General features: G+C 60.8%; 19 protein-coding genes. 7 read left to right on the top strand and 12 right to left on the bottom strand.

Going from position 1 to position 20,681, the window contains the following annotated elements:
* Positions 1–45: 45 nt before the first annotated feature.
* From ftsH to ybgC, 9 genes are all read right to left on the bottom strand, one after another.
* Complete coding sequence (ftsH, locus tag EV130_RS23130; protein WP_022715750.1) at positions 46–1,977, bottom strand: ATP-dependent zinc metalloprotease FtsH; 1,932 nt, start codon at positions 1,975–1,977, stop codon at positions 46–48.
* A 98-nt stretch (positions 1,978–2,075) separates the two neighbouring features.
* Positions 2,076–3,533: a tRNA lysidine(34) synthetase TilS gene (gene tilS, locus EV130_RS23125; RefSeq protein ID WP_245520084.1), complete on the bottom strand. Its 1,458-nt coding sequence runs from the start codon at positions 3,531–3,533 to the stop codon at positions 2,076–2,078.
* A gap of 11 nt (positions 3,534–3,544) precedes the next feature.
* Entirely contained in the window at positions 3,545–4,561 is a 1,017-nt protein-coding gene (ybgF, locus tag EV130_RS23120) for a tol-pal system protein YbgF (protein WP_132661536.1), read from the bottom strand.
* A gap of 162 nt (positions 4,562–4,723) precedes the next feature.
* On the bottom strand, positions 4,724–5,251 hold the full coding sequence (gene pal, locus EV130_RS23115) for a peptidoglycan-associated lipoprotein Pal (protein ID WP_074062386.1): 528 nt from the start codon (positions 5,249–5,251) through the stop codon (positions 4,724–4,726).
* A 155-nt stretch (positions 5,252–5,406) separates the two neighbouring features.
* On the bottom strand, positions 5,407–6,717 hold the full coding sequence (tolB, locus tag EV130_RS23110; RefSeq protein ID WP_074063305.1) for a Tol-Pal system beta propeller repeat protein TolB: 1,311 nt from the start codon (positions 6,715–6,717) through the stop codon (positions 5,407–5,409).
* A 21-nt stretch (positions 6,718–6,738) separates the two neighbouring features.
* Positions 6,739–7,866, bottom strand: coding sequence for a hypothetical protein (locus tag EV130_RS23105; RefSeq protein WP_074062387.1), 1,128 nt, complete (start codon positions 7,864–7,866; stop codon positions 6,739–6,741).
* An 8-nt stretch (positions 7,867–7,874) separates the two neighbouring features.
* Positions 7,875–8,330, bottom strand: coding sequence for a protein TolR (tolR, locus tag EV130_RS23100; RefSeq protein ID WP_022715756.1), 456 nt, complete (start codon positions 8,328–8,330; stop codon positions 7,875–7,877).
* Between the two features lie 18 nt (positions 8,331–8,348).
* Positions 8,349–9,068, bottom strand: coding sequence for a protein TolQ (gene tolQ, locus EV130_RS23095; protein WP_022715757.1), 720 nt, complete (start codon positions 9,066–9,068; stop codon positions 8,349–8,351).
* Between the two features lie 385 nt (positions 9,069–9,453).
* On the bottom strand, positions 9,454–9,909 hold the full coding sequence (gene ybgC / locus EV130_RS23090) for a tol-pal system-associated acyl-CoA thioesterase (protein ID WP_074062388.1): 456 nt from the start codon (positions 9,907–9,909) through the stop codon (positions 9,454–9,456).
* 114 nt (positions 9,910–10,023) lie between these two features.
* Between ybgC and EV130_RS23085 the strand changes: the two genes are divergently transcribed.
* The 6 genes from EV130_RS23085 to EV130_RS23060 all read left to right on the top strand — a co-directional run bounded on the left by EV130_RS23085 (position 10,024) and on the right by EV130_RS23060 (position 15,434).
* Positions 10,024–11,244 carry an NAD-dependent epimerase/dehydratase family protein gene (locus tag EV130_RS23085; RefSeq protein WP_074062389.1) on the top strand — a complete coding sequence of 407 codons (1,221 nt, stop codon included), beginning with the start codon at positions 10,024–10,026 and terminating at the stop codon, positions 11,242–11,244.
* Between the two features lie 8 nt (positions 11,245–11,252).
* Positions 11,253–12,101 (top strand): glycosyltransferase, encoded by an 849-nt coding sequence (locus EV130_RS23080; protein ID WP_074063306.1) that lies wholly within the window; start codon positions 11,253–11,255, stop codon positions 12,099–12,101.
* On the top strand, positions 12,098–12,997 hold the full coding sequence (locus EV130_RS23075; protein WP_132661534.1) for an NAD-dependent epimerase/dehydratase family protein: 900 nt from the start codon (positions 12,098–12,100) through the stop codon (positions 12,995–12,997). The genes EV130_RS23080 and EV130_RS23075 overlap by 4 nt, the downstream gene beginning before the upstream one ends.
* A gap of 62 nt (positions 12,998–13,059) precedes the next feature.
* Positions 13,060–13,656, top strand: a complete 597-nt coding sequence (locus tag EV130_RS23070; protein WP_074063307.1) for a 5-formyltetrahydrofolate cyclo-ligase — start codon at positions 13,060–13,062, stop codon at positions 13,654–13,656.
* Positions 13,657–13,659: 3 nt separating this feature from the next.
* Complete coding sequence (locus EV130_RS23065; protein ID WP_074062391.1) at positions 13,660–14,484, top strand: TIGR00282 family metallophosphoesterase; 825 nt, start codon at positions 13,660–13,662, stop codon at positions 14,482–14,484.
* A 110-nt stretch (positions 14,485–14,594) separates the two neighbouring features.
* Entirely contained in the window at positions 14,595–15,434 is an 840-nt protein-coding gene (locus tag EV130_RS23060) for an MBL fold metallo-hydrolase (protein WP_074062392.1), read from the top strand.
* A 37-nt stretch (positions 15,435–15,471) separates the two neighbouring features.
* On the opposite strand, the gene EV130_RS23055 is transcribed toward EV130_RS23060, so the two are convergent.
* Complete coding sequence (locus tag EV130_RS23055; protein ID WP_074063308.1) at positions 15,472–15,975, bottom strand: pyridoxamine 5'-phosphate oxidase family protein; 504 nt, start codon at positions 15,973–15,975, stop codon at positions 15,472–15,474.
* A gap of 175 nt (positions 15,976–16,150) precedes the next feature.
* On the opposite strand from EV130_RS23055, the gene EV130_RS23050 reads away from it, so the two are divergent.
* A complete protein-coding gene (locus EV130_RS23050; protein ID WP_074062393.1) occupies positions 16,151–16,897 on the top strand; it encodes a YebC/PmpR family DNA-binding transcriptional regulator in 747 nt (248 codons plus the stop codon).
* A gap of 223 nt (positions 16,898–17,120) precedes the next feature.
* Here EV130_RS23050 and EV130_RS23045 read toward each other — a convergent pair whose 3' ends face one another.
* Positions 17,121–18,122, bottom strand: a complete 1,002-nt coding sequence (locus tag EV130_RS23045) for an LLM class flavin-dependent oxidoreductase (protein WP_132661532.1) — start codon at positions 18,120–18,122, stop codon at positions 17,121–17,123.
* Positions 18,123–18,249: 127 nt separating this feature from the next.
* On the bottom strand, positions 18,250–20,571 hold the full coding sequence (locus tag EV130_RS23040) for a methyl-accepting chemotaxis protein (protein ID WP_132661530.1): 2,322 nt from the start codon (positions 20,569–20,571) through the stop codon (positions 18,250–18,252).
* Positions 20,572–20,681: the final 110 nt, after the last annotated feature.

The raw sequence follows: 20,681 nt of genomic DNA, 5'->3' as shown, positions 1-20,681 counted from the left end.
TCTTCTGCTGGAAAATCCGGCCTTGTTCGTTCGAGTTGCTTTCAGTCAATGCGGCTGGGGCTCGAGCCCTGCTTCCGGCTCGTCGCCCTTGGAAGCCGGGCGTGCGCCGGCTTTCGGCACGGCCGAGCCGCGGCTCGGCGGCGAGTCGTCACCAAGGTCGCGCGCCGGCTTCTCACCGCGCAGCAGCGCCTTGATTTCCTCGCCGGTCAGCGTTTCGTACTCAAGCAATCCTTCGGCAAGCGCGACGAAGTCGTCGTGCTTTTCGGTAAGGATATCGCGCGCCTGCGTGTATGCCTCGTCAATAAGCCGACGCACTTCGTTGTCGATCTTTTGAGCCGTGGCCTCGGAAACGTTCTTCGATTGCGATACGGAATGGCCGAGGAAGACCTCCTGCTGGTTTTCGCCATAGGCAACCTGACCGAGCTGGTCGGAAAAGCCCCACTGCGTGACCATGGCGCGGGCAAGCTTGGTAGCCTGCTCGATATCCGAAGACGCACCGGAGGTGATGTTCTCCTTGCCGAAGGTAAGTTCTTCCGCAACGCGGCCGCCCATCATGATGCACAGGCGCGAGACCATCCACTTATAGCTCATCGAGTAGCGGTCGCCTTCAGGAAGCTGCATGACCATGCCGAGAGAACGGCCGCGCGGAATGATCGTTGCCTTGTGCAGCGGGTCGGCGACGGCGACGTTGAGCGCCGTGATGGCATGACCGGCTTCGTGATAGGCCGTGAGCTTCTTTTCCGCCTCGGTCATTGCCGAAGAGCGGCGCTCGGCGCCCATCATGATCTTGTCCTTGGCGTCTTCGAACTCCTGCATGGTGACGACACGCTTGTTGCGGCGTGCGGCCATCAGGGCGGCTTCGTTGACGAGGTTCATCAGGTCAGCACCGGAGAATCCGGGCGTGCCGCGGGCTAGAACCTTGAGGTCGACATTCGGCGCCAGCGGAACGTTGCGGGCATGCACCTTGAGGATGCGCTCGCGGCCGACGATATCCGGGTTCGGAACGACAACCTGGCGGTCGAAACGGCCCGGACGCAGCAATGCGGGGTCGAGAACGTCAGGACGGTTAGTCGCCGCGATCAGGATGATGCCTTCATTGGCCTCGAAGCCGTCCATCTCGACCAGCAACTGGTTGAGCGTCTGTTCGCGTTCGTCGTTGCCGCCGCCGAGACCGGCGCCACGATGGCGTCCGACAGCGTCGATTTCGTCGATGAAGATGATGCAGGGCGCATTCTTCTTCGCCTGCTCGAACATGTCGCGGACGCGACTTGCGCCGACGCCGACGAACATTTCGACGAAGTCGGAACCCGAGATGGTGAAGAACGGAACGTTGGCTTCGCCGGCAACGGAGCGGGCAAGCAGCGTCTTGCCGGTACCGGGAGGTCCGACCAGCAGCACACCGCGCGGGATCTTGCCGCCGAGACGCTGGAACTTCTGCGGATCGCGCAGGAATTCGACGATTTCCTCCAAGTCCTGCTTGGCTTCGTCGACGCCTGCGACGTCATCGAAGGTGACGCGGCCATGCGCCTCGGTGAGCAGCTTGGCCTTCGACTTGCCGAAGCCCATTGCGCCGCGCGAACCGCCTTGCATCTGCCGCATGAAGAACAGCCAGACGCCAAGAATGAGCAGCATCGGCAGCAGCGTGCCGAGGTAGCTCAGGAAGCCTGACGAACCATCGGTTTCAGGCCGGGCCGAAACCAGTACGTTCTTCGACTGCAGGCGCTCGAGCAGGTTGTCGTCAATGACAGGAGAATAGGTCTGGAAGGTGGTGCCGTTTTCAACATAGCTTCCCGAGACACGGTTGCCCGTGACGACGACTTCCTTGACGCGGCCCGCATCGACCTCACGCAGGAACTGCGAATAGGGTATGTCGCGCGAGCCGGTCTGTGCCGGCGTCGTCTGGAACATGCTGAAAAGGGCAATCAGCAGAAGCGCTATGATTGCCCACAAGGCGAAATTTCGTAAGTTAGGGTTCATTGAACTCCCCAGCACTGCAACAACCGCCTCATGGCAGCCGTCTTATTTGGCTTCTAACATAGGGTTGCGCGGTGCCGTTGCCAAGGCGATACACTCTGTCAGATGGCTTTTCCGTCAATAAGACCAAAAGGCGGGCTTGGATAGGGGCGCATTCCAAAAGCCGCCGCGAGGCTTTCAGCAAAGATTAGATCAAATCGTGTCAAAAAGCGGTCGAACAACGCAAAATACCGCGTGAGGCTGACATCGGGATGAGAAATCACGCACATGTTCGGGCAGGCGGCGACTAGAATGCATGGTTGGGTGGCCAATGCCCGCTTGAACGCAGCTTTGGGCAAGTCCGCCCCCCCTGCCTCTTCATCGGTACCGTGCCGGCCATAGGGCTGGAGCGTGCCCGGGGCCTTGAGCGTATCGGATGCAAAGGCATCGTTGACGGCGCCGACGCGCCGTTGCTGGATTTCGCTGACGGGCGCGGAAACGATGGAGGCGCTGGCAAAACGTGCGATAACCGTCACGTCCGACGACGAGCTGTTCTCGACAACAAACCGGCCATCCCAGATGGCGCGCTTCCCAGGCGCAACAACCAGTGGCAAGATGCCGCGGCTTTCGCGGGCAAGGTAAAGGCCGTCGCGTCTGAGATCGAAGACCACTCTGCTTGCGGTCATGCGTCCTGGCCTGCCGGCGGTCACAAAACCGAGAATGCGATCCATCTGCACGCGCCCTGGCGCAAATCGCTGTCCGCCGAAAACGGCCGCAAGACGGCCGAGCGCATAGCCGAGCACGTCCAGTGGCGCCTCAAGTCCCTTTGCCGCCACGCGGCCCAGCCCTTCGCCGGGACGTGTAAAGTGTTGGCCGAGCCACAAGGCCGCCTGCCGTGAAAGCTCCAGGCGGATATCGGCGCCGTAGGCTTCGCGCCCGGGGGCGCCCTCACCTGCCAATGCCACGCGCGTCCGCACGCGCTCATATTTTACATCCTCGTTGCTTGGATCATCGAGCCAAGGCATGGCGCGGGCCGAGAGAAATGCGCGGATATCGGCCCGCAGGCACGAAAGAAACGGCCGTGCGACCCAGACCCGGCGATCAAAGAGAACGGCATCGGCGATCCCGGTGGAGGGGCTGCGACTGCGCGCGCCGCGCATGGCTTGCGTCTCGCGCTGATCGTCGAGCGTGTGCGCCGTCACGATCAAATTGGCGCCAAGTTCCGCCGCGGCATCTGCGAGCAGCTCGTAACGTGCCTCGCGAGCGGCCACCATGACGCCGGTTTTTGGTTTGGGATCGCGCCAGACACGGATTACATGAGAAATGCCGAGGGACCTGCATAAGGCTGCGACATGACGCGCCTCATCTGCCGATTCTGCGCGCAGATCGTGATCGATCGTCGCGGCACACAGGGAAATGTCGGAATTGGGTTCGGCCTTCAGCGCTTCCAAAAGGGCAAGAAGCAGGCCGGTCGAATCGCTGCCGCCGGAGATCGCGATGAGAATACGTGTCGGGCTGGCAAGCAAACGGCAAAAGCGGCGGGCCGCTGTCTCGGGCGAAAGCACGGTTTGCGCAGACAAACCGGAAATCCTCAGCAGGAGAGGCGCTTCTGTTCGCTCGCGACCTTGTTTATGACAGCGCGCGAAGCCTTCGGGTAACGCTTGGTCACTTCCTTGAGCGTCGCGCAGGCGGTGTCGTTATTGTCGAGCGCGGCCAGCGACATGCCGAGCTTCAGCAGCATTTCGGGCGCTTTTTCGGAGGAGCCGTATTTCTTGTGGGCATTCAGGAAGGTCTTGGCGGCCTCGTTGAACTTGCCTTGGGAATATAGCGCCTCGCCCAGCCAGAAGTTGGCATCGGCAGCGCGAGCGCTTCCCGGATACTGCGCGATGTACTGGGTGAACTGCTCCTCAGCAATCGCATAGTCGCCGGAAAGGACGTGACCGTAAGCGACCTTGTACTGGTCGGTCTCGCTGCCGAGAGATGCGGTCTGCTGCGGCGAAGTCGCGGCGTTTACGTCGGGAAGCGGCGCTGAACCGACCTCGGCGTTCTCATTCACGCTGCCACCGATCGGATTGCCGTTCTGATCGAACTGGATCGAGCCCAACTGCTGTGGCGGGCGGCCGAAACCGTCGGACGGAGCGTCGCTGGAGGGAGCCCTTTCGGCTCCCTGCGGGGTTTCGATGATCGTCGCGACATCGTCGTTCTGGCGCCGGGGGCGTGCGTCGGCCTGCCCGGAATCGGGAGGCTGCAGGTCGGCCTCGCTCTTCTTTGTGCTGCCCTTCGATCCGGCGGCACCGCCGCTCTTTTCCAGATCCTGGAAGCGGAATTCGTTGTCTTCCTGCGTCTTGCGCAGCGATTCCTGCATCTGCAGGATCTGAAAGCTCATTTCCTCAATGCGGCCGTTCAGCTGGCGCAGTTGCTCTTCGAGTTGCTGCACGCGCATCTCCGCGCTGCTGCTTTGCACGTTGACGGCCGGCGGCGTCTGCGTCTGGCTATGCGCAGGTTTGCCGCCAAAGTTCATGCCGAGGAACGAAGCGGAAAAAGCCGCTCGCTCGGTTCCGGTCACGGCCGCGAGGCAGAGCAAGCCTGCCACGACAAGTTTCTTCATAGGTTTCGTCCTGTCCCAGTGATTCTTCGCGCCTGGATGGCACGAACAGGAGATTTTTCCAATTACCTTCAAAAAGCAACGGAGTCTGGCCAAAGTGTGTTCAAAAAGAAAAGGCGGCCCGCCAAGGAGCCGCCTTTCCGCAACACGATATAATCGAGAGGATTACATGCCGGCGCCGCCGAGAACAGTGACTGCACGGCGGTTCTGCGACCAGCAGGAAATATCGTCGCAGACGGCGACGGGACGTTCCTTGCCGTAGGAGATCGTCTTCATGCGCTGAGCCGGAACGCCGCGCGACGAAAGATAATCCTTGGTTGCGGCAGCGCGGCGGGCACCGAGAGCGAGGTTGTATTCGCGCGTGCCGCGCTCGTCGGCATGGCCTTCGACGGTGATCGCATAGTTCGGGTAGCGAGCCAGCCACTGTGCCTGGCGGTCCAGTGTCTGGGCAGCGTCGGCGCGGATCGAGGTCGAGTCAGTATCGAAGAAGATGCGGTCGCCGACGTTGACGGTGAAGTCCTGAGCCGAACCCGGCGTTGCGGCACCTGCACCGAGGCCGAGCTCGCCAGCGCTGTTGGGCGTCTTCTTGTTGGCGCAGCCAGCAAGCGCCAGACCGGCAACGAGTGCGATCATGACAGGGTTGCGGGCGAGGTTCTGCATGCGGCTCATTGCCGGGGTGTGAATTCGGCTCATGGCCGGATCTCCTTGCGATTTATCAGGGTTGCCGGACTGTAACCGTACTCGGTTAATCGGCGCTCAAGAAGTATGGTTAATAATGTGTTGATTGTCCCTGCATCGGCCAATTCCAGCACTTTGCGGCGACAAGAAGGCGAAATCCGGCTCGTCCACTACTCAAGCAGCGGCGACCAGGCGGGGTCGGATGCGTAGGTCGGCGTCTTGATGACCTGCTCGTTGTAACCCGTCAGATCGATCGAATAGAGCTGCGGGCCGCCGGCACCGGCCGGCTGACGGAAGAACATCAGCACACGCCCATTCGGCGCCCAGGTCGGGCCTTCGTTGTGGAAGCCGGTCGTCAGGATGCGCTCGCCCGAACCGTCCGGCTTCATCACGCCGATCGAGAATTTGCCGCCCGATTGCTTGGTGAAGGCGATCAGATCGCCGCGTGGCGACCAGACCGGCGTCGAATAGTTGCCGTCGCCGAATGAGATACGGGTCTGGCCGGAGCCGTCGGCATTCATCACGTAAATCTGCTGCTTGCCGCCGCGATCGCTTTCGAAAACGATCCGGCCGCCATCGGGCGAATATGATGGCGAGGTATCGATCGCTGCCGTCGAGGTCAGGCGCGTCGTCGTGCGCGACCGCAGGTCCATCGTGTAGATATTGGCGTTGCCCTCCTGTTGAAGGCTCATCACCACTTTTTGGCCATCAGGCGAGAAGCGCGGCGAAAAGGTCATGCCCGGGAAGTTGCCGACAACTTCACGCTGTCCGGTCTCGAGCTGCAGCAGGTAGACGCGCGGCTGCTGGTTGGCGAAGGACATGTAGGTCACTTCCTGCCGGTTCGGCGAGAAGCGCGGGGTCAAAACGAGGTCGCTGCCATCCGTCAGCGTGCGCACGTTGAAGCCGTCCTGGTCCATGATCGCGAGCTGACGTTTGCGCTGCTGCTTCGTGCCGGATTCGGAGACAAAGACGACGCGGGTATCGAAGTAGCCCTCCTCGCCGGTGATCTGTTTATAGATCGCGTCGGCAATGATATGGGCCACGCGGCGCCAGTTTTCCGGCTGCGTGTAGAATTGCTGGCCGGTCATCTGCTGACCGGCGAAGGTATCCCAGAGACGAAATTCGGCGCGAAGACGGCCATCGCCTTCCTGCGTGACGCGGCCGGTGACGAGCGCCTGGGCGTTGATGACCTTCCAGTCCTCGAAACGCGGAGCGGCATCGGGGTTGGAAATCTTCTCGATGAAGGCGTTCTTGTTGACCGGCGCAAAGAGCCCGGAGCGCTGCAGATCGGCTGCGATCACCTGAGAAACCTGCGCGCCCATGTCGCCCTGCAGGAAGTCGGTAATGGCGATCGGCAGCGGCTCGACGTTACCCTTGTTGATGTTGATCTCGACAAGCGCCTGCGCAGGCGTCGCGATAGCCGCCGTCACAGCCATGCCGAGAGCCACCATGAAGGCGCGGATGAGGGAACACTTGGTCATGAGGAGCAAGCCTTTCAGCATTTAAAGGGCCATCTGACTGGGGTCGAAGTTCACGATGACTTCGCTCCACGCGTCATATTTGTCTTTCGGAAGGTTGGTGAACGGCGCAGACCGTTTGACGGCACGGTAGGCACCGCCGGCAAGCGCACGGCGTGTGGATTCGTTGCCGCCGGTCGCTTCGACCTCCGGATCTCCGATGATCTCGCCGTTCTCGTCCAGCTTCATGTGGACGGTGATGCGGACCTGGTCCATGTCCGCAAGGCCGGGAATGATCTGCCAGTTGCCGGCAATCGCGTTGCGCAGGGCATCCATCTCGCTCATGCTGAGCTTGGCGCCGGTGTTGTTCGACTTCTTGGCGCCCAAAGAAGCGACTTCGGTCGAGCGCTTGGCGCCGCCATTGGAAGGCTCCTGCTTGTTCAGCAGTGCGGCGATGTCGTCGGCGTTGAAATCGCTCTGCTTCGAGGACGAGGCCTTCGCCTTTTCCTGGGCCTTGTCGGCCTTCTTCTTGTCCGGCTGCTTGTCAGCCGTCTTCTTTTCGTCCTGCGCTTTTTCCGGCGGCTTTTCAGCGGGTTTCTGCTCGGGCGGCTTCACCTGCGGCTTGGCGACCGGCGTGGGAACGTTGTCGGGCAGCGCTTCGGCTTCCGGCTTCGGCGGCTCAGCCTGTTCGGCAGGCATTTCTTCCGGCTTCGGCGGGGTCGGCACAATTTCCGGCTTGGTTTCTGGAATCGATGCGACTTCCTTCGGCTCATCGACCACCGTGTCCTCTTTCATGATCTCCTTCACCTCGTTGGGAACGGGATCATTCTGGGGAAGCGGCTTTTCGGTGGCTTTCGGCGCGGCAGTGCTTTCGTTGTTGCTGGGCTTGGCGTTGGGGACCGGCGGGGTCTTCAGATCGACCTTGTTGTCGCCGAGGTTCTCGGCGTCTGCAACATCAGCGGGTTTTGACGTCGGCTTCGGCGCCGGCTTGTCGTTGGGCTTTGCCGTCTTGTCACCCTGCTGCATCTGGGTGATGGATTCGACCGGCACGAGATCGACCGGCATCGCTTCGAAATCATCGACCTTGAACGATTCGGGCGAACCAATGGTCACCAGAGCCGCGGCGAGCACCAGGCCGTGCAGAACAGCAGATGTGACGACACTGGTCTTCATCTTGCTTTCTACTGGTCCTTCTTCTGCTGAGTGACGAGACCGATATTCTTGAAGCCCGCGCCCTGGATGCGCGCCATGACGTCGGCGATCACGCCGTAAGGCGCCGTCGCATCACCACGCACGAAGATGCGTTCATTGTAGCCGGTGGTCGCGATCGCTTCGAGCTTGGCGGCGATTTCCTCGGCCGGGATCGGCGTTTCCTGCAGGAACACCGCACCGTCATTCTTGACGGAAATGGTGATCGGCTGCGTTTCGGAATTGAGCGCCTTGGCCTGCGTTTCCGGCAGGTCGATCGGCACGCCGACGGTCATCATCGGTGCCGCCACCATGAAGATGATGAGCAGCACGAGCATGACGTCGACGAGCGGCGTCACGTTGATTTCGGAAATAACACCCTTGTTCCGGCCACCACGACGGCGGCGTCCTCCGCCTCCGCCGTTATTGCCTCCAACAGCCATACCCATAATCGTGTACTCCGTTGGTTACTGCGCGGCCTGACGCGGCTGCAGCTTCTCGTCGATCTGGCGCGAAAGTATGGCGGAAAACTCGTCCGCAAAGCCTTCCATGCGGCCAGACAGCTTGCCGGCATCCGCGGAGAACTTGTTGTAGGCAATAACCGCCGGGATAGCGGCAACGAGGCCGATCGCAGTGGCCAGAAGGGCCTCGGCGATACCCGGGGCAACGACTGCGAGATTGGTCGACTTCGAACCGGCGATTGCCTGGAACGAAGTCATGATGCCGACGACCGTACCGAAGAGACCGATGAACGGACCGGCCGAACCGATCGTTGCGAGCGAGCCGAGGCGGGCGGAAAGATATTCGGTTTCACGCGCGAGCGTCACATCCATTGCCCGGTCGATACGCATCTGCAGGCCGATCGGCGAGCGTGCGCCGCGTTCGAAGGACTTCTTCCACTCGCGCATGGCTGCCACGAAGATAGAAGCAAGCCCGGTATTGTTGCGTTCCGAAAGGGTCCTGTAGAGCTCTTCCAGCGACTGACCCGACCAGAAAACCTGTTCGAACTTGTCGAACTGGCGCCGGGCGCGCCCATAGGCCAGATACTTGTCGATGACGATCGCCCAGGTCCAGACGGAGGCTGCGATCAGCCCGAGCATGACCAGCTTGACGACGATGCCTGCCTGCATGAACAGCGACCAGAGGCTGACGTCGGCCGTTGCTGCTGCCAATCCTACTTGTTCCATTTATCAAAATCCCCGAATCCAAACGCCCGGTGCTTGACCGGGCGGCACAGAAAGTGATCTCGCAAGAATTGCCTGGCGACCGCCGCCCAAAGCCCTGGTCAAGCTTGAAGCTCTTCTTCCGCCTTCCTTGCCGTCAAATTTGGTCAAAGGAAGGCGTGCACCGCACAATCTCCGACTTTCAGAGTAAGACACTATTATGGTTAAGAGATCGTTAGTGCCAGAGTATGACGGCAAAGCTTTACCAGCAGAATTTTCTTTCCGGCTTGGCACGAAGAGAGCGAAGTCCGACCATGGAATGCCCCGCAATCCTTGCAGCGCAAATTCCTTCCCATAAAAGTCATGTTTTTGCAAGCCTTGCGTTGTGTCTGCATGTCGGGGATGTGCCTCAGGCCCCCTCAGTCTCGATTTGCATCTGCTTGGCCAGTGCCTCGGGCAAGCGCCGTGGTCTTCCCCTGGCGTTGATGACGGCGATGATGACCTTGGCGGCGATGAGCGGTGTTTCGCCGCGGCGGATCTCCTGATGCAGCACCATCTTCGCGCCGCCTGCCTTTTCGGTGCGCGTTACGATCGTGAGAACATCGTCCATGCGGGCCGGATTCCTGAAGTCTATCTCCATGCGGTGAACGACGAAAACGAGCCCTTCCTCGTCGGCACTGATCAGCTCGCGCTGCTCAACGCCCAGGCAGCGGAGATAGTCGGTGCGGCCGCGCTCGAGAAAATGCAGATAGCGCGCGTGATAGACGAGACCGGAAAAATCGGTGTCTTCGTAATAGACGCGCTGGATCAGTTCGTGACCCGTCTGCGTCAGCGCACCAGAAATCGAAAAGCCGTTATCCGCCATAATTTTCTCCAAACTCGCATGCCTGTTGGCGAGGCGCAGCAATGCCCTAGCTTTGAACAATCGTCACAGTTCTTAAGTATCCCGATAGTGGATGAACATGCAGGAGGCAATGCGATGAAGATTGCGGTGATGGGCGGAGATGGGTTTATTGGCTGGCCGACATCGCTGCATCTTTCAGACGCGGGCCACGACGTCCACATTCTCGACAATCTCTCGCGGCGCTGGATCGACACCGAACTCGGCGTGCAATCTCTGACGCCGATGGATTCCATTCAGGAGCGAACCCGCATCTGGCATGCCGAAACCGGGCGGCGCATCCATTTCAATCTGATCGACCTTGCCAAGGACTACGAGCTTCTCAAGAAGTGGCTTGCCGAAAACCGGCCGGACGCCATCATCCATTTTGCAGAGCAGCGTGCGGCACCTTATTCGATGAAGAGCGACCGGCACAAGAACTACACCGTCAACAACAATGTCAGCGCCACGCATAACCTTTTGAACGCGCTCGTCGAACTACAGCTCGACGCCCATCTGGTCCACCTCGGCACGATGGGCGTCTACGGCTATTCGACCGTCGGCGCCGCGATCCCCGAGGGCTACCTGACCGTCGGCGTCGAAACGGCCGATGGCGACATGGCGAAACAGGAAATCCTCTATCCGTCCAATCCCGGCTCGATCTACCATATGACCAAGTGCCTGGATCAACTCCTTCTGCAGTTCTACGCGAAGAACGATGCGCTGCGCATCACCGACCTGCACCAGGGCATCGTCTGGGGCACACATACGCAGCAGACGTGCCGCCATCCCCAACTGATCAACCGTTTCGACTATGACGGCGATTACGGCACCGTGCTGAACCGCTTTCTCATCCAGGCGGCGATCGGCTACCCGCTGACCGTGCACGGCACGGGCGGCCAGACGCGCGCCTTCATTCACATTCAGGATTCGGTCCGCTGCATCGAGCTTGCGCTGAAGAATCCACCTGCGCGCGGCTCCCGTGTCGAGATTTTCAACCAGATGACCGAGACGCATCGGGTGCGAGATCTCGCCGAGATGATCGCCAGGATGAGCGGCGCGAAGATCGCCTGGCTTCCCAATCCGCGCAAGGAAGCGCCGGAAAACGACCTGATCGTGAAGAACGAGAAATTCCGCGACCTGGGGCTCAATCCGATCACGCTCGAGGCGGGCTTGCTCGGCGAGATCGTCGACGTCGCCAGGAAATTCGCTTACCGCGTCGACCGCTCCCGCGTTCCCGCCGTCTCCGCGTGGACGAAGGACATCGCCGCCACGATCGACCGCGACCCGGAAGGCAAGCGGCTGAAATCAGTGTCGTGAGCATGGACATGACAGAGACTGGAGCGGCCTCATCGGCAGAGCCTCCTCAACGCTACGCCTACATCACCCTCGTCACGAATGCCGACTATGCCAAGGGTGCGACCGCGCTTGTGCGCTCCCTCCGGCTCACGAAAACGGCGGCCAGTATCGTCGTGCTGCACACCGGCGGCGTGGATAACAGCGCCCTCGCCCCGCTTGCCGATCTTGGCTGCCGGCTGATCGCAGTCGCGCACCTGCCGCTTTCGGGCGCCTTCAACGACCGCCATGCCCGCGGCATGCTTCATTCCGCCGCCCCGTTTACCAAGGGCCGCAAGCCCAGTTTTCATTCGCCTCTCGACAATTTCTGCAAGCTGCGCCTGTGGCAGCTGAGCGAATACGATCGCACCGTCTTCATCGACGCCGATGCTATCGTCTTGAAGAATATCGACAAGCTCTTCGGCTACCCCGAATTTTCCGCAGCACCGAATGTCTATGAAACGCTTGCCGACTTCCGCCGCTTGAATTCCGGCGTCTTCGTCGCAAAGCCTTGCGAAGAAACCTTTGGCCGGATGCTCGCTATGCTCGACCAGCCGGATGCCTTCTGGCGACGGACCGACCAGACCTTCCTCGAAGCCTTCTTCCCGGATTGGCACGGCCTGCCCGTCTATTTCAACATGCTGCAATATGTATGGTTCACCATGCCCGCGCTATGGGACTGGAAGAGCATTTCGGTCCTGCATTACCAATATGAAAAGCCATGGGAGAAGGATCATCCGAAGGCGGCCAGGCTCAAGCCGCTGATCGATCTCTGGCACTTCGTCCATGCCGGCAATGGCCTGCCGGACATTGCGTCCATGATGAACCCGGAGGCGAAATGAAGGTACTGGTATCCGGCGGGACAGGCCTGGCGGGACGCTATATCGTCGAGGAGCTGCTTTGCGCCGGATATTCGGTCATCATCGGCGGACGCCGCGCGCCATTGCCGCGCCTCTTTTCCCGTCCCGTCGAATTCGCGCCGCTTTCGCTCGATCCCGACGAGGATCATATCGAGGCCTTCGACGATGCCTATTTCTTTGTGCATGCGGCGCTCAGCCATCTACCCGGCAAGTATCGGGGCGGCGAAGGCGATGATCCGCGCGGTTTCCGTCGCCTGAACCTTGACGGCACGGTGAAGCTCTTCGACACCGCCAAGCGCGCCGGGACCCGCCGCTGCATCTTCATCTCCAGCCGCGCCGTCTACCAGGATGCGGCGCCCGGCACTGTGCTCACGGAAGCCATGGTGCCGGAGCCGGATACGCTTTACGGAGAGGTGAAGCTCGCCGGCGAGCGAGCGCTGGCCCATCTGGCCGGAGCCGGCTTTGCAGCGGCCAGCTTGCGAGCCACGGGCGTCTACGGCGGCCTGCTCCCGAACAAATGGACGGATCTTGTCAGGGATTACCTGAGCGGCAGGCCGGCGCCCGTTCGAGCCGCAACGGAAGTTCACGGCAGCGACCTCGGCCGCGCCGTGCGGCTGATGCTGGAGACGGAAAGCGCCCGCATCTCCGGCGAGGTTTTCAATGTTTCCGATCTTCTGGCCGATACCCGCGATATCTTGTCGCTCGTGCAACAGGAAACCGGCTGTCCCAATCCTCTACCTGCCTCGGCAGACAAGGCTGCCATCAATCGGATGAGCACCGAAAAGTTGCGCTCGCTCGGCTGGCTGCCGGGCGGCAAGGCGCTGTTCGAACAGACAGTCCGGCAACTGGCAGGTCCATTGCAGCATTTGCTACGGTAAACTCCAGGCCGCGCCGCTTTGATGGGATTGCAAAGGCCCGCCAGCCGTTTATGGTTCGCCTTATGCAGCAGACGATATACAAGGAACTGAAAGCCCAGATGCGCGCCGAACGGCTTGCGCTGCGCGACGCAATCCCGCCGGAGACGCGCATCGAGAAAAGCCTGGCGATGGCGGAGCACGCTGGCGAGGCCGTGGCTTTCGATCCCGGCACGATCATTTCGGGCTTCATGCCCATCCGCTCGGAGGCAGACATCCGGCCGTTGATGGCGCGCTTTGAGGCACGCGGCGCTCGCCTCTGCGTTCCCGCCATCCTCGACAGGCAGACGATCGTCTTCCGCGAGCTCCTGCGCAGCGCGCCGCTCGTTGACACAGGCTTCGGCACTGCCGGACCGGGAAAGGAGGCGACCGTTCTCGATCCGGAAATCATGCTCGTGCCGCTTTCGGTCTTTGACGATCGCGGCCATCGCATCGGCTATGGCGCCGGCCACTACGACCGCGCGATCGGCCGTTTGCGGCAAAAAGGCATGCATCCGAAGCTGATCGGCATTGCATTCGACTGCCAGGAAGTGGCACATGTGCCCGACGAGCCGCATGACATAAGCCTGGATGCCATCCTGACAGAAAGCGGCCTTCGCTTTTTTGCTTCTTGGATCGGATAAGGAATGCGGCTGCTTTTTCTGGGTGACATGGTCGGCAAGACGGGGCGCACGACCGTATGGGACCGCCTGCCAGGGCTGGTTTCAGACCTGAAACTCGATTTCGTGATCGTCAACGGCGAAAACGCTGCCGGCGGTTTCGGCATCACCGAGGATATCTTTCTGGAGACGATCAATGCCGGCGCCGACGTCGTCACAACCGGAAACCACGTCTGGGACCAGAAGGACGCGGTGGCCTTTGCCGGTCGCCACGACCAGTTCCTGCGCCCGGCGAATTATCCGCAGGGAACGCCCGGTCGCGGCTCAGGGCTCTTTTATGCCCGAAGCGGAGCACGCGTGCTCGTGGCAAACATCATGGGCCGCGTCTTCATGCATCCCGAGCTCGACGATCCCTTCAAATCCGCCGAAGCGATCCTCGATGCCTGCCCTCTGAAGGAACAGGCCGATGCAATCATCTTCGATTTCCATGCCGAGGCCACCAGCGAGAAGCAGTGCTTTGGCCATTTCGTCGATGGACGCGCCAGCTTCGTGGTCGGCACGCATACCCATGTGCCGACCGCCGACCACCAGATCCTGAACGGCGGCACGGCCTATATGTCGGATGCCGGCATGTGCGGCGACTACGACTCCTCGCTCGGCATGGACAAGGAAGAGCCGCTAAACCGCTTCATTTCCAAGATGCCGAAGGGACGTATGGAAGCTGCCACTGGCCCAGCCACGATCTGCGGTGTCGGCGTGGAGATTTCCGACTCCACGGGACTTGCTGAAAAGATTGCGCCGCTGCGGATCGGTCCGCGGCTTTCCGAAACCATCCCGGAGTTCTGGCGCTGAAAACACCCGCCGGCAACACGCAATTGTGAGCGGCCCAGCCTGATTTCGGCTGGACCGATGCATCCCCTTGTCGCATCCTCGCCGCACCGTGAAAGCGCCGGAGGGGTGGCATGAAGCCGCAATTGCTTATCCTCGCTATCGCATGCCTTGTGCCTCCGGCCCTGCCCCGCGCAGCCGCCGCACAAGAGGAACGGAAACCGGTCAGCCAATGCCAGGCGATCGCACAGGCAATCCCCAGGGCCAGTTTCGCAAGCTTTTCCGGTGAGACGCCGATCGTACCCGCGGTTTCGGAAGGCGATGATGTCAAGCTGACCTTCCTCGGACATTCCACTTTCGAAATCGAAACGCCGGGCGGCATCGTCATCGCAACGGATTTCAACGGCTGGTACCGGCCGGTCGTAACACCCGACGTGGTGACGATGAACCGGGCGCACTCCACGCACTACACGCTGAGCCCGGATCCGGCGATCAAGCACGTGCTGCACGGCTGGAGCGATGTGCCCGGAGAAAAGGCCGACATCGACCTGGTGGTCGGAGACGCCTATGTGCGCAACGTCACGACCGATATCCGCGGCGGCTACGGTGGTGCGCAGCAGGATGGAAATTCGATCTTCATCTTCGAGAGCGCCGGGCTGTGCATCGGCCATCTCGGCCATCTGCACTATGAGCTGACCGATGCCCACTACACCGAGATCGGCCGCCTGGACATCGTCATGGTTCCGGTCGATGGCGGCCTGACCATGGGCGCCGACAGCATGAGCCGCATCATCAAGCGGCTGCGCTCGTCGCTGATACTGCCGATGCACCGCCGCGGTCCGCCGGTCGAGCGCTTCGTGTCGATGTTCGGCAAGGATTTCGATATCAGCTACGCGCCGGACGACACGATCACAGTTTCCATGCGCTCGCTGCCCAAGAAGCCGCTCATTTATGTGATGAAGGGCGCCCAATAGAGACCCAAAAGCCTGAGAGCTTTGGGCTCTTCCAGCATCATGCAAATTGCAGATGGCGTTTGATGCCCACCTCCGGCAACTTGTCGTCACTGAGATTGGCCTTGGCGATCTCCCAGCCGAACTTGAGCTTGCTGCCGGTAGAAACCCAGATCTCGGCGTCGTCCACATGCATGACGAGCATCGTCAGGTTCGGATCTTTCTTGCCCTCCTCGTACCAGGCGGCAACGACCGAATTCCAATATTGCTCGATCCTCGAAGGGTCCGGCCGGACCTCGATCTTGCCTGCCAGGGACGCGTGATAGTCGTGATCCTTGCCAATGACGCAGAAGCGCGCACGCGTTCCCGGTTTGACGGCGCGGACGATGTCGGCATCGGATTTGGTATAGAACCAGATGGTATTGGTCTTCGGATCGGCATGCGGAGCCATCGGCTGCATGTGCATGTCGGCGCCGTCGATGCCGAGCATTCCCGCAGAAACGTCGTTCACCTGATCCCAAAGCTGCCGTGCCGGATGATCGCGCGCCTCACTAAAGCTTGCCATGGCCTTCCCCTTCCGTTCGGACATTTCAAGCCTTCAAACGTCACGTCTGCCGCTTTGTTCCGCAGCTTTTGCCCATCCTCGGGACACACAGACAAGCTGCTTTTCCCTTGAATGCCGCCGGCTTCGCTCTTATAAGGCCGTCCATTCCGAACAATGAGACGTGAACAGGGGTGCCATGGCTGGCCATTCACAGTTTAAAAACATCATGCATCGCAAAGGCCGTCAGGATGCCGTGCGATCGAAAATGTTCTCCAAGCTTGCGCGCGAAATCACCGTTGCCGCCAAGGCCGGCCTGCCCGACCCGACGATGAACGCCCGCCTGCGCCTGGCAATCCAGAACGCCAAGGCACAGTCCATGCCGAGGGACAATATCGACCGCGCCATCAAGAAGGCTTCAGGCGCCGATAGCGAGAACTACGACGAAGTCCGCTACGAGGGTTACGGTCCGGGCGGCACGGCGATCATCGTCGAAGCACTGACCGACAACCGCAACCGCACCGCATCCAACGTCCGCTCGATCTTCACGAAGGCCGGCGGTGCGCTCGGCGAAACCGGCTCGGTTTCCTTCTCCTTCGACCACGTCGGCGAGATCACCTACAAGCCATCCGCCGGCGATGCCGACACGGTCATGGAAGCCGCGATCGAAGCCGGCGCCGATGACGTCGAGACCGACGAGGAAGGCCACACCATCACCTGCGCCTTCGAATCCCTTGGCGAAGTCGCCAAGGCGCTGGAGGCCGCGCTTGGCGAAGCTGAAACCGTCAAGGCCGTCTGGCGCTCCCAAAACAACGTGCCGGTGGACGAGGAAAGGGCCCAGTCGCTGATGAAGCTCATCGACAGCCTGGAAGACGATGACGACGTCCAGAACGTCTATTCGAATTTCGAAGTTTCCGAAGAAGTGCTTGCCAAGCTTTCGGCCTGAGCATTCGAACGACGAACAAAAGACCCGGCTGCGGAAACGCTGCCGGGTCTTTTGTCTTCAGGAGCGATGTTGGCGCAGAGCCATACCAGGCAGCCACCCGCCGCCTGATGGGCTCCCTCACTCCAGTGCTTGCCAGGCCCAGCGCGGTCAGGTCCTTGGGCGCCGAAGACCCATTCACAGGAACGAGGAAAGAAGCCGGGGAGGGTTTGGCAGGTCTGGGACCTTAAGCCGCAACACGCATGAAATTCCCCAGTCCCGCAAACAGCTCGACCGACTTCAGCCGCGCCTCGATGTCGTGGATCGGCATCGAGATGATGAGTTCGTCCGCCCCGGTCTCCTTCAGGAACTCGGTGACCTTCGCCTCTGACGTCTTCGGCGAACCCACGACCGCATAGCGCAGCGTATGCTCGATATTCAGTTTCTCCATCTGCGACCAGAAACCCTCCATGTCCTCGACCGGCCGCGGGAACGGGCCGCGAACGTTGCGGCGCAGGTTGACGAACTGCTGCTGGGCGGAGGTAAAGTGATATTGCGCCTCCTCGTCGGTCGGCGCGACGGAACCCATGACGCCGGCCATGACGTAAGGCTTTTCGAGCGAGGCCGAGGGTTGGAATTTGCTGCGGTAGATATCGATCGCGTCGAGCAGCGAATCCGGAGCGAAATGCGAGGCGAAGGCGTATGGCAGGCCGAGCATTGCTGCAAGCTGCGCGCTATAAAGACTGGAGCCGAGAAGCCAGATCGGCACATGGGAATTGTGGCCGGGAACGGCAAGGATCGCCTGGTTCTCGACCGGCGCACCTAATAGCTGCTGCAGCTCGACGATATCGCTCGCAAAGTTGTGGGCGCCTGCCTCCAGATTGCGGCGGAGCGCCTGTGCCGTGTGCATATCCGTACCCGGCGCGCGGCCAAGCCCGAGGTCGACACGGCCTGGAAAAAGCGCGGCCAATGTTCCGAACTGCTCGGCGATCACCAGCGGTGAGTGATTGGGCAGCATGATACCGCCCGAGCCGATGCGGATCCGTTTCGTTGCGGCACCGACATGGCCGATGACCACCGCAGTCGCGGCACTTGCAACCCCCGGCATGCCGTGATGCTCCGCCAGCCAAAAGCGCTTGTAGCCGCACTCCTCCGCCTTCTGCGCCATGCGCGCCGAGCCTTCGAAGGATTGTTTTATCGTCGTGCCTTCGGCAACGGGCGAAAGATCGAGAATGGAAAAGGGAACCATTGGTAAAACCTGCCGGTGATTGGAAGGACAGGTCTATGTAGGTTCACGAATGGCTCATTCCAAATGCTGCAGACGAAGAAACGGGCCGGTGTCCCGACCCTTCATCTCTTGGCTTCGTTTGTTCCGTTTATCGGCGCTGCCGAAGAACATGAACCTCGGCGCCGCTATAATGATAATGTTCGTGAGGCAGCGTGAAATTGCCGAGTTGACGATCCATCTCCACAGCCTCGGCCGCAAGTCGATGGATCGCGGCTGTCGTTTCCTCCACCATGGCGGCATTCTGCTGGGTCATCGAATCGAGCTCGGAAACGGCCGTGTTGATCTGGCGGAGCGTATCGGCCTCTTCGCGGGTCGATTCCATGATCTCGTTGATTTGGTCGTTGATCGCTTCCACATGGCCGCCGATGCCCGTCAGGGCCACCCCTGCCCGCTCGACTAGCGACACGCCGGTCTCGACTTCGTGGGTCGACTTCTGAAGCAGGCTCGCGATCTCCTTGGCTGCGCTCGAGGAGCGCTGCGCCAGCTCGCGCACTTCCATTGCCACAACCGCAAACCCCTTGCCGGATTCCCCGGCCCGGGCGGCTTCCACGCCGGCATTAAGCGCCAAAAGGTTGGTCTGGAAGGCGATGTCGTCGATGACGGAGATGATCGTATTGATCTGCCGCGAGGAGGATTGGATTGCTTCCATCGCTGCGATTGTCTCGCGCATGACCTGGCTGGAGCCAGTGGTCTCCTTCTTCGCGTCGCGGGCGATGCGCTCCGCCTGTTCGGCGCGTTGGATCTGGAGGCGAACGGACCGGGTGATCGCGTCGATCGCATTGGCCGTTTCGGTGATCGAGGCAGCCTGGCGCTCGGTGCGTCCGGCAAGGTCGTCGGCTCCCGTGCGCATCTCTTCCGAGCCCGACCGGACAGCCATAGAGTTGCCGCCGATCGCCGTCATCGTTTCGCTGAGCGTGGCGAGGGCCTCGTTGAAGTTGACGCGCAGGCTTTCAAGTTCGTCGGGGAAGCGCGTTTCGATCTGATAGGCGAGATCGCCCTTCGCCAGATGGTGCAGCCCCTCGTCCAGCGCCTGGACGACGTCCTGCAAACTTCTCGCTTCGGCTTCGCGAAGAGCAAGATTTTCCTGACGGTCGCGCTCGGCGCGGGCACGGGTTTCGGCGCTTGCCGCTTCCAGCTCGCGGCTTTCGATCAGTGATTGCCTGAAGCGGGCGAGCGCCTTGGCCATCGTGCCGATTTCGTCCTTTCGGGTCTGGCTGCCGATCTCGACATCCAGCTTGCCCTCGGCCACATCACGGGTAATTCCAGCCAGGCGGGAGAGCGGCGAAAAGAGCAGCTTGGTGATCAGGCCGGTGGCGATCGCCATGACGACAAGCGCTGCAAGGCCGATCATGGTCAAAAGCGTCGCGATCTCGATCGAACCCGCATTTAGCTCGCTGACGAGTACGCTTTCGACGACAAGGAACCGCTCGCCCTGGTAGGTGATAGAGCGGACATAGGCCCGAGCGGTGCCGTCGGGGCGCACAAAGTCGTCGACCGTCATGCCGTTGCTGCTTGAAAGCGCATCCTTCATGAACGTGAACGGCGCCGCCTCGAGCGTCGCAAGCCGGCCTTCGGCATTGAGCCCCACGGCCGAACCGTCACTGGAAATGATGGCTGCCTGAGCCGTACTGCCCGAAACGATCCCCTTTGCCAGGATGCTGGTGATGATATCGTCGCGCACCTTGAAGAGGATGATGCCCTTCGGCTGACCGAGCTTGATGATCGGCACTGCGTAGAAGATCGCCGACTTGCCGTTGGAGGCATCGACGCGCAGGCCCGAAAATGCGGTCGGCGCGGAATCGTCCGTTGCCTTGGCCGTATTTTCGACGGCCTTTGCAAACGCAATGCCCGCACCTGTCGTCTTCCATGCATCGGCCTTCAGGTTTTCGGCAAAATCATCGTCCTTTTTGTAGGAATAGAGAACCGAGCCATCGAGATCGGCAATCAGCAGGTCGCTGAAGGCGGTTTTTTCCAGGTCGCGTTGAACTTCGCCCTGCGTCTTTTCGTGGTTGGAGTAGTAAAAGCCGCTCGGTCCTTCCGGCTTCATCAGCCTTTCACGCTGATCGGCCGGGTTCGGATTGTTGGTGATGAACACCTTCTTGAGTTCGCCGCGCGCGTCGCCCGACGATTTTTCGATCGTCTTCCAGCCGCTCTTCAGGCTGGTGATCGACATCTGCAGCGCCTCGATGCGCGCAACGGAACTCGCCTGATTTTCGAGCTGTCCGAGTTGATCCTGCAGCATGTCGCCGCGGAAGATGAGAACGCTTTCCTTGGCCTTCAGCGCCTGCGCATCCGAAATGCGGCTGCTGGTGAAATAGCCGAGAACACTGATCGTGCTCACGGCCAGTGCCGTGAGCAGGATGAATGTCGCGATAACCTTGAAGGACAGGGACTGAAATCTCTGAACCATGACAATGAACCCTTCCGGAGCGGCTTGCCGGCAGCGCAAACCTGCCACCTTGACCGAAAACAGAACACGGGGAGCCTTAACCTTTTGCAAAAGGCAGCTCCTCTCACATT

It is taken from the genome of Rhizobium azibense, assembly GCF_004342325.1.
Taxonomy (GTDB): domain Bacteria; phylum Pseudomonadota; class Alphaproteobacteria; order Rhizobiales; family Rhizobiaceae; genus Rhizobium; species Rhizobium etli_B.
This window is presented reverse-complemented; position numbering and strand designations above follow the sequence as displayed.

Excerpts from the sequence above, each read along its gene's own strand:
- EV130_RS23105 (WP_074062387.1), bottom strand. The coding sequence starts at position 7,866 with ATGAAGACCAGTGTCGTCACATCTGCTGTTCTGCACGGCCTGGTGCTC.
- EV130_RS23070 (WP_074063307.1), top strand. The coding sequence starts at position 13,060 with ATGCAGCAGACGATATACAAGGAACTGAAAGCCCAGATGCGCGCCGAA.
- EV130_RS23045 (WP_132661532.1), bottom strand. The coding sequence starts at position 18,122 with ATGGTTCCCTTTTCCATTCTCGATCTTTCGCCCGTTGCCGAAGGCACG.
- EV130_RS23040 (WP_132661530.1), bottom strand. The coding sequence starts at position 20,571 with ATGGTTCAGAGATTTCAGTCCCTGTCCTTCAAGGTTATCGCGACATTC.
- EV130_RS23060 (WP_074062392.1), top strand. The coding sequence starts at position 14,595 with ATGAAGCCGCAATTGCTTATCCTCGCTATCGCATGCCTTGTGCCTCCG.
- tolQ (WP_022715757.1), bottom strand. The coding sequence starts at position 9,068 with ATGGAACAAGTAGGATTGGCAGCAGCAACGGCCGACGTCAGCCTCTGG.
- ftsH (WP_022715750.1), bottom strand. The coding sequence starts at position 1,977 with ATGAACCCTAACTTACGAAATTTCGCCTTGTGGGCAATCATAGCGCTT.
- EV130_RS23050 (WP_074062393.1), top strand. The coding sequence starts at position 16,151 with ATGGCTGGCCATTCACAGTTTAAAAACATCATGCATCGCAAAGGCCGT.
- ybgF (WP_132661536.1), bottom strand. The coding sequence starts at position 4,561 with ATGAAGAAACTTGTCGTGGCAGGCTTGCTCTGCCTCGCGGCCGTGACC.
- EV130_RS23065 (WP_074062391.1), top strand. The coding sequence starts at position 13,660 with ATGCGGCTGCTTTTTCTGGGTGACATGGTCGGCAAGACGGGGCGCACG.
- EV130_RS23080 (WP_074063306.1), top strand. The coding sequence starts at position 11,253 with ATGACAGAGACTGGAGCGGCCTCATCGGCAGAGCCTCCTCAACGCTAC.
- pal (WP_074062386.1), bottom strand. The coding sequence starts at position 5,251 with ATGAGCCGAATTCACACCCCGGCAATGAGCCGCATGCAGAACCTCGCC.
- tolR (WP_022715756.1), bottom strand. The coding sequence starts at position 8,330 with ATGGGTATGGCTGTTGGAGGCAATAACGGCGGAGGCGGAGGACGCCGC.
- EV130_RS23085 (WP_074062389.1), top strand. The coding sequence starts at position 10,024 with ATGAAGATTGCGGTGATGGGCGGAGATGGGTTTATTGGCTGGCCGACA.
- EV130_RS23075 (WP_132661534.1), top strand. The coding sequence starts at position 12,098 with ATGAAGGTACTGGTATCCGGCGGGACAGGCCTGGCGGGACGCTATATC.
- EV130_RS23055 (WP_074063308.1), bottom strand. The coding sequence starts at position 15,975 with ATGGCAAGCTTTAGTGAGGCGCGCGATCATCCGGCACGGCAGCTTTGG.
- ybgC (WP_074062388.1), bottom strand. The coding sequence starts at position 9,909 with ATGGCGGATAACGGCTTTTCGATTTCTGGTGCGCTGACGCAGACGGGT.
- tolB (WP_074063305.1), bottom strand. The coding sequence starts at position 6,717 with ATGACCAAGTGTTCCCTCATCCGCGCCTTCATGGTGGCTCTCGGCATG.